This window comes from Gloeomargarita sp., from assembly GCF_053491055.1.
Genome location: NZ_JBRCEP010000066.1, coordinates 20,886 through 27,286, shown reverse-complemented (window position 1 = coordinate 27,286; position 6,401 = coordinate 20,886). Strand labels below are relative to the sequence as shown.

10 protein-coding genes are annotated in these 6,401 nt (G+C 57.0%); 2 read left to right on the top strand and 8 right to left on the bottom strand.

Translation table 11 applies throughout. The annotated features are described in order from the left end of the window. Positions 1 to 334: 334 nt before the first annotated feature. From pyrF to ACWISF_RS07270, 8 genes are all read right to left on the bottom strand, one after another. Positions 335 to 1,030: an orotidine-5'-phosphate decarboxylase gene (pyrF, locus tag ACWISF_RS07305; protein WP_448380923.1), complete on the bottom strand. Its 696-nt coding sequence runs from the start codon at positions 1,028 to 1,030 to the stop codon at positions 335 to 337. Beyond that, complete coding sequence (locus tag ACWISF_RS07300) at positions 1,027 to 1,329, bottom strand: DUF4189 domain-containing protein (RefSeq protein WP_448380922.1); 303 nt, start codon at positions 1,327 to 1,329, stop codon at positions 1,027 to 1,029. The genes pyrF and ACWISF_RS07300 overlap by 4 nt, the downstream gene beginning before the upstream one ends. 199 nt (positions 1,330 to 1,528) lie before the next feature. Then, on the bottom strand, positions 1,529 to 2,404 hold the full coding sequence (locus tag ACWISF_RS07295) for a prephenate/arogenate dehydrogenase (RefSeq protein ID WP_448380921.1): 876 nt from the start codon (positions 2,402 to 2,404) through the stop codon (positions 1,529 to 1,531). Positions 2,405 to 2,493: 89 nt separating this feature from the next. Beyond that, a complete protein-coding gene (locus tag ACWISF_RS07290; RefSeq protein WP_448380920.1) occupies positions 2,494 to 3,006 on the bottom strand; it encodes an IS1 family transposase in 513 nt (170 codons plus the stop codon). Continuing rightward, complete coding sequence (locus ACWISF_RS07285) at positions 2,975 to 3,166, bottom strand: IS1/IS1595 family N-terminal zinc-binding domain-containing protein (RefSeq protein ID WP_448380919.1); 192 nt, start codon at positions 3,164 to 3,166, stop codon at positions 2,975 to 2,977. Before ACWISF_RS07285 ends, ACWISF_RS07290 begins: the two co-directional genes overlap by 32 nt. 158 nt (positions 3,167 to 3,324) lie before the next feature. Then, positions 3,325 to 3,792, bottom strand: a complete 468-nt coding sequence (locus tag ACWISF_RS07280; protein ID WP_448380918.1) for a photosystem I reaction center subunit XI — start codon at positions 3,790 to 3,792, stop codon at positions 3,325 to 3,327. Between the two features lie 50 nt (positions 3,793 to 3,842). Then, complete coding sequence (locus ACWISF_RS07275; protein WP_448380917.1) at positions 3,843 to 3,968, bottom strand: Photosystem I reaction center subunit IX; 126 nt, start codon at positions 3,966 to 3,968, stop codon at positions 3,843 to 3,845. An 11-nt stretch (positions 3,969 to 3,979) separates the two neighbouring features. After that, positions 3,980 to 4,534: a Photosystem I reaction center subunit III gene (locus ACWISF_RS07270; RefSeq protein WP_448380916.1), complete on the bottom strand. Its 555-nt coding sequence runs from the start codon at positions 4,532 to 4,534 to the stop codon at positions 3,980 to 3,982. A gap of 136 nt (positions 4,535 to 4,670) precedes the next feature. On the opposite strand from ACWISF_RS07270, the gene ACWISF_RS07265 reads away from it, so the two are divergent. Both ACWISF_RS07265 and ACWISF_RS07260 read left to right on the top strand, forming a co-directional pair. Beyond that, positions 4,671 to 5,453, top strand: a complete 783-nt coding sequence (locus ACWISF_RS07265; protein WP_448380915.1) for a tetratricopeptide repeat protein — start codon at positions 4,671 to 4,673, stop codon at positions 5,451 to 5,453. Then, positions 5,450 to 6,394, top strand: a complete 945-nt coding sequence (locus tag ACWISF_RS07260) for an NAD(P)H-dependent glycerol-3-phosphate dehydrogenase (RefSeq protein WP_448380914.1) — start codon at positions 5,450 to 5,452, stop codon at positions 6,392 to 6,394. The genes ACWISF_RS07265 and ACWISF_RS07260 overlap by 4 nt, the downstream gene beginning before the upstream one ends. Positions 6,395 to 6,401 lie beyond the last annotated feature (7 nt).

The following is a 6,401-nucleotide window of genomic DNA, read 5'->3' as shown; positions in this document are numbered from 1 at the left end:
GTCATCCACTTATCCCCCACGCAGATATAGTCATTTCAAACAAGTTTGCGACATTCGCCTTTACCTGCAAACCCTGTCCTGGAAGGGGATACAGTGATGACCAGTGCCTCAAAGTGTTGCATTTTCCTGTGAAACGACTATTATTGAGAAAACCAGAAACAGCAGACCTTTGACCATCATCAAGCTTTATGGCTTCTTGAAAGTCATTGACCCCACCTTGTCGATCACCAATTCGGTACTTCGCTCTACCCCGTAATATCAAAGCACCAATCCTAAATCGTCACCGCCTTCTCGATGAGGTTGCGAGGTGCAGGGGGAACTCCCAGTTTGACCTTTACTCCCCCAACTGCATCAGTTCGTGCCAGACCTGTTCTGGGTTGGGCGCCTGCAAAATCGGGCGGCCAATCACCAAATAATCGGCGCCGGCAGCCAAAGCAGCCTGGGGCGTGCAGATGCGTTGCTGGTCATCAGCGGTGGTCTGCCAACGGATGCCAGGACAAACACACAAAAAATCCTTACCCAGCGTCTTTTTGATCACCGGAACTTCCTGGGGCGCACAGATGACCCCAGCCACCCCCGCCCGGTAGGCCACCTGCGCCCAGTACTGCACGTGCTCTGCCATGCCCAAACAACTGGCAAATTCCTGGGCAAATTGCTGGGCACTCGTGCTGGTCAAAAGAGTGACGGCCAACAATTTCAGGGAACTGGGGGCAATGGCTGCCTGCGCTTGCGCCAATGCGATAGAACCGGCAGTGGCATGGACGCTCAAAAAATCAACCCCATAACCGGCTGCCACTTGGCAGGCACGGGCCATCGTTTGGGGAATGTCATGGTACTTCAGGTCTAAAAAAATGGATTTGTGCCGCTGTTTGAGTTGGTAAAGAATTGCCGGCCCGGCGGCAGTAAATAATTCCAGCCCCACTTTCCACCAGCGCACCTGCGGCAGCCGTTCTACCCACTGCAGGGCCGTTTCCCCATCCGGCACATCCAGAGCGACAATAATCCGCTCGGCAAGCTGTGCCGTTTTCATCGGGAATTGCACGCCCAGACCGTGACCCGACACCCCGGTTCACGGCAGACCTGCAAAGCGGCCTGTTCTGCCAGAGCGCGAGTTTTTCCCGTACCCAACCCCGTGCGATTGGGGCCTTCGGCCACCGCCCCACAACCGCCACCAAACGTCAACACCACCTGACAATCAGGGGAACCACATTCCTGTAGCGCCCTTTGGGTGGCCTGGGCAGAACTCGGCCAGTCATAGCTGTAGCCGAAACGGTTGCTGGTTCTGCTGAGGGCAATCGCCCCAAACAACTCCTGAGCCTGGGCGGGCACAGACCAAAGCACTAAGGGCAATAAGCACCAAAACCAACAAGCGCGCACCATAGGAGGTCACTCGGTAGGGGTTGCCTACCCTATTCGACAACAAGCGGCAGTTCCCGGTTCCCAGCCCAGAGTGCCTTTGCCGGTCGGGTACTGGAATCATACCAAATGTTGCCGCCTCTGGGCCGACTTGTCCGAGGGGCAACCAGACTCAACCCGGCCCGGAAGCAGCAGGAGGTGGTTGGGGTGGCCAAGAACTAGAGTGGCGCACGGCTTGGCTGTGCTGGAGATAGGCGGTGAGGGCGGCCAGGTTCTGCTGTTCGATCAGCGCAATGATACGGTTTAATTCTTGCCGATAAACATACAACCCTTGCAACAGCGGCTCCCGGTTGTACTGCGCCAAACACACACCCAATTCCGGGTTGCCGCCCCCAACGCGGGTCGTGTCCTGCCAGCCGGAACTAGCCAGTTGCTGGGCTAGCGCGGCAATTTGCGGGTCGGATTCCTGGGCCACCGCTCCCAACAGGGCAGCACTGACCCAAATCGGCAGATGGGAAATCCAGGCTACGGCGCGGTCGTGGGTCTGCGGGTCACACAGCAGCCAGCGCGCACCCAATTGTTCAACCAAAGTCTGCAATTGCGCCAACTGTTGCGGGTCGGTGTGGGGGGTGGGGGTCAACACGTAGGGACGCTGGCGAAAGAGATGGGATTGTGCGGCCTGGATGCCCTGCTCTGCCGTACCGGCCATCGGATGCCCCCCGATAAACCGGGGCCACAGGGGCGTAATCGCCTGCACGAGGGGCGCTTTGACCGAACCCACATCCGTCAGAATGGCATCGGGGCGCAGATGGGGACAGACCGCCGCCGCCAGACTTACCAGCCGATCCAAGGGCACGCACAGCACGACCACATCGCAGGCATGGAGGAGCGCATAATCCGTCCCACCTTGGTCAATCACCCCCCGTTCCTGAGCAATGGCTAACGTTTGAACACTGCGACTGATGCCGGTTAGGAAATGCCCAGCCTGCCGCCAATCCAGCGCCAGCGAACCACCCATTAACCCCAACCCCACAATGCCAATGTGCATACGGTCTAATCAATGTAACCAACCAAACATACCAGATGATTTCTTATAGCTAAGCAGGCAAAGGTTGGCAGATAGAGCAGATGGTAGTGCTATCCAAGTAATGCTTCATTATAGTGATGGATGAAATTAAAGATGATACCAATGTGATTTTCTAAGTTTTTGGAAAACGATAAAGTTTTCCGGGCAAGGCGCCCAATTCGTTGCCTCAAGGTATTGTTAAACCGCTCAATATAAGAAGTTTTCCTACGACCTTGGGAAACTCTTTCGTGTGGTTTGAGAGGCATTACCTCCCGATAGGCTTGCCAAAAGTCTGTGTAAAACTTAGCCTGGTTACGCCAAACTCTAGGTAGCCGTCGCCACAGTTTTTTAGCTGTCTCAATGCTCCTATCTCCTATACAAGCGGCAACGATAAGACGCATCGTTTTTTCCAGAGCTAACCATAGCCATTGGGGATTCTGCTTGGAACCCATAAACGACCACACCTCATCCCATTCCAGCTCTAGCTCTCCATCTTTATGAGGTGCAACATCTAGACTTTCTGCTGTGTACGCCACCACATATTTTGTATATCTATGCAACCAGGATTTTGAAATTGACCCCATATATTGCCGCAATTGCCATTCGTTCTAACAACATTTTGTTAACCATCTCCTTCTGCTCCTTAGAAATATACTTCTTCTGGGCAGATGGAGTAAATTGCCGATGACAATCATGACACATATATCGTTTTTTGCCATTGTGAGTATGCCCATAGCTAATCACATTTTTTGACTGGCAGTAACGCCAGGTAATTCAGTTCATAGCTTCCGCCAATCTCTCTTGATTCCCATGATAGCCATTACAAAGATAGCACTACCCCCACAACACGAGGGAGCCAGAACATTCCAGCCCCCTCATGTTTTCCCTAGTTTTTGCGTGGGTTAGTTAAACAAATTGCCGCCAATCCCCTGGAGCATCGGCAGGAAAAACAGGAGAATGCCCGCAAACACCACCCCACCAACACCGCCAATCAGAAAGCCGCCGGTGAAGCTACTCCAACCCTCGGCTGTTTGCAGTTGGTCGGTAGGGCCGGACGTGGGTTTATCAAAAGAAACGCTGCCGTAAAGGGACAAACACACCGTCAAAATCAACACCAGCCCCAACGCCGCCAGCACCCCCGCCGCCAGGGCGTACTCCGAATCCCGCATCGGCCCCAGCTTGTAAAAAGGCCCCAGCAGCAGATAACCGTGCGCCATGCCCACTTCCAGCCCCCGGCGCGACGGTTCCAGGCCGGGACGGTAGGCCGGTAAATTGTTCACCAAAACCATGCCCAACCCGGCACTCACCGGCGTTTCCAAATGCCCTAATTGACTGTCCCCCTGCCAGGGCCGCACAAACTCTTCACTCATGTCCATCTCCTCCTACCCAAAAACGACAACACCCCAAATGCCAAGACACCCTAGAAGGGAAATGCCAAAGCATCGGGATAAAACCGATTGATCTCAATCAAAATGCCTGCAATCAGAAACAGCCATGCGGCCAACAACACCGGGGCAAACGAGAGATATTTCAACAAATCCTGCATGGTCGTCACTCCTAACGAGGGGATACGGAAATTTCATGGTCGGGAACCGTCAACTGCCCGGTCGTCCACTCCCGGAAGGCCATCACCGGCCAGCTAAAGCCAGACAACATACAGCGCACCGCCAGCGGCACATCAATAATCACTTCCTTCTCCGTCGGTTCCTTCTCTGTCCGCACGGCGATCAAATAGGCCCGCCCGACCCAACCAATCCAACCGGCAATGTACAGAAACAACAACCCCGGCAGGGTAAATTCGGCAGCATGGGACCACCGGCCATCGGTAATCAAGTGGGGCAACCCATCCTCGCCGCACAACAACCCCTGCTTGGCATAGCGCTCAAACCGGGCTTGGGTCTGGGCAATCCGCCGCTGCACCGCCGCCGCCTGGGGACTCCCTGCCGGATACAAAGCCAACCGGGCCTCCTGGGCCGCCACCTCATTATTCAACCGCTGCTGAAACGCCGCCGACTCCCGACAAGGGGTTAAGCCCGCCACATCTGCCTGCGCCGCCGGTGCCCAGGTCCACCACAGCACCAGCGCCAGGACTAAAGCCAGGACTCTCGCCATATCCATTTCCTCTCATCACGGATAAAATGCCAAATGGTGGGGCATGACCCACATCCGGCCTCACTATAGCCTGTTGCGTGCCCCCACCCGCCCGGATCGCAATGTTCTGTAAACTTGTAACCCTATGTAACTTTTTATGACGCATTTTAACAGGGCTGTCCTGGGGTGGCTGGGGCTGGTGGTGGTGTTGGGGGGCTGTCAGTGGGGGTTGATCCCCTCGCCGGGTTTACCGCCAGCACAACGGGCACAGCGGCAGCAGTTGCAGGCCAAAGGGGTCGAAAAGGCGCAGGCAGGGGATTATCCGGGCGCGATTGCCCTGCTTACCGAAGCGATTGAGCGGTTTCCCCAGGATGCGGAACTGTATTACAGCCGCGGGTCGGTCTATAGCGACATGGGCAAACACAACGAGGCCATTCGCGACTTGACCCAGGCAATTCGGCTCAACCCCAAATTTGCCGCAGCCTACAACAACCGGGGCATTACCTACGCCAGGGGCAACAACTACGCCCAGGCCATTGCCGATTTTAGCCGGGCGCTGCAAACGGACCCCAACTTCCTCGAAGCCTACCTCAATCGGGCGAAGGCCTACCGCTTGCGGGGGAATTACCAGGCAGCCCTGGCCGACTGCAATGCGGTGTTGCGCCGCCAACCGGACCTGGCGCAGGGGTATTACCAACGGGGGAGTACCTGGCTGGCGCTAAAAGACTACGGGCGGGCGCTGGCCGATTTGCACCAGGCCATCCGTTACAATCCCCAACTGGCGGCGGCCTACGCCCAAAAAGGGGTGGCGCATCGGGCCTTGGGCGAGCGGCAACAGGCGCTAGAATCCTGGCAACAGGCCGCCCAACTGTTCCAAAAACAGGGGGATAAGGATGGCTTGGCGCAAGTGACCCGGCTCATGCAGCAGTTGCTCCGATGAACCCGGAGGTGGTGGCGGTATTGGGAGGGGGCGCCTGGGGAACCCTCCTAGCCGAACTCATTCGCCGGAATGGTCACCCGGTACAGGTTTGGTCCCGGCGCTACGGGGGAGAACTCGCCCCGGTCGTGCAACCTGCCACGATGGTGGTTGTCGCCGTGTCTGTGGCTGGGGTCTTGCCCCTGGTGCAGCAACTCCCCCACCTGGCCCCAGGAACCATTATTGTCAGTACGACCAAAGGATTGTTACCGGATAGTTGCAGTACGCCTACCCAGGTATGGCAGCGGGCATTTCCGGAACATGGGGTGGTCGCAGTCTCAGGACCCAATTTGGCGGCAGAAATTGCCCAGGGGTTGCCCGCCGCGACGGTGGCCGCCAGTGTCCAGACCTGGGCAGCGCAACGGGTGCAGCGGGTATTGGCCTCGGAGCGGTTTCGGGTGTACACCAACCAGGACCCCTTGGGCACAGAGCTAGGGGGGGCGCTGAAAAATGTGATGGCGATTGCCGCTGGGGTGTGTGACGGTCTGCATTTGGGGGCGAATGCCAAAGCCGGTTTGGTCACCCGTGCCCTGGCAGAAATGGTGCGGGTGGCGGTGGAATGGGGCGCGCAGGCGACAACCTTGTATGGGCTGTCAGGGCTAGGCGACTTGTTGGCAACCTGCAATAGTCCCTTGAGCCGCAACTATCGCCTGGGTTACGGTCTGGCCCAGGGCAAATCGGTGGCGGCCATGCTCCAGGAACTCCAGAGTACGGTCGAGGGCATCAATACGACGCAGGTGGTGGTGCAGTGGGCGGATCGGCGGGGGATTGCCGTGCCGATTGCCCAGCAGGTGTATCAACTGCTCCAGGGGCGGGTCACTCCCCAGCAGGCGGTGGGGGCACTCATGGAACGGGATTTGAAAGCAGAATTTGCCACCGACTGGCCCCGTTACCCGCTATCATAGAAGATGC

Excerpts from the sequence above, each read along its gene's own strand:
- pyrF (WP_448380923.1), bottom strand. The coding sequence starts at position 1,030 with ATGAAAACGGCACAGCTTGCCGAGCGGATTATTGTCGCTCTGGATGTG.
- ACWISF_RS07295 (WP_448380921.1), bottom strand. The coding sequence starts at position 2,404 with ATGCACATTGGCATTGTGGGGTTGGGGTTAATGGGTGGTTCGCTGGCG.
- ACWISF_RS07290 (WP_448380920.1), bottom strand. The coding sequence starts at position 3,006 with ATGGGGTCAATTTCAAAATCCTGGTTGCATAGATATACAAAATATGTG.
- ACWISF_RS07280 (WP_448380918.1), bottom strand. The coding sequence starts at position 3,792 with ATGAGTGAAGAGTTTGTGCGGCCCTGGCAGGGGGACAGTCAATTAGGG.
- ACWISF_RS07275 (WP_448380917.1), bottom strand. The coding sequence starts at position 3,968 with ATGCAGGATTTGTTGAAATATCTCTCGTTTGCCCCGGTGTTGTTGGCC.
- ACWISF_RS07270 (WP_448380916.1), bottom strand. The coding sequence starts at position 4,534 with ATGGCGAGAGTCCTGGCTTTAGTCCTGGCGCTGGTGCTGTGGTGGACC.
- ACWISF_RS07265 (WP_448380915.1), top strand. The coding sequence starts at position 4,671 with ATGACGCATTTTAACAGGGCTGTCCTGGGGTGGCTGGGGCTGGTGGTG.
- ACWISF_RS07260 (WP_448380914.1), top strand. The coding sequence starts at position 5,450 with ATGAACCCGGAGGTGGTGGCGGTATTGGGAGGGGGCGCCTGGGGAACC.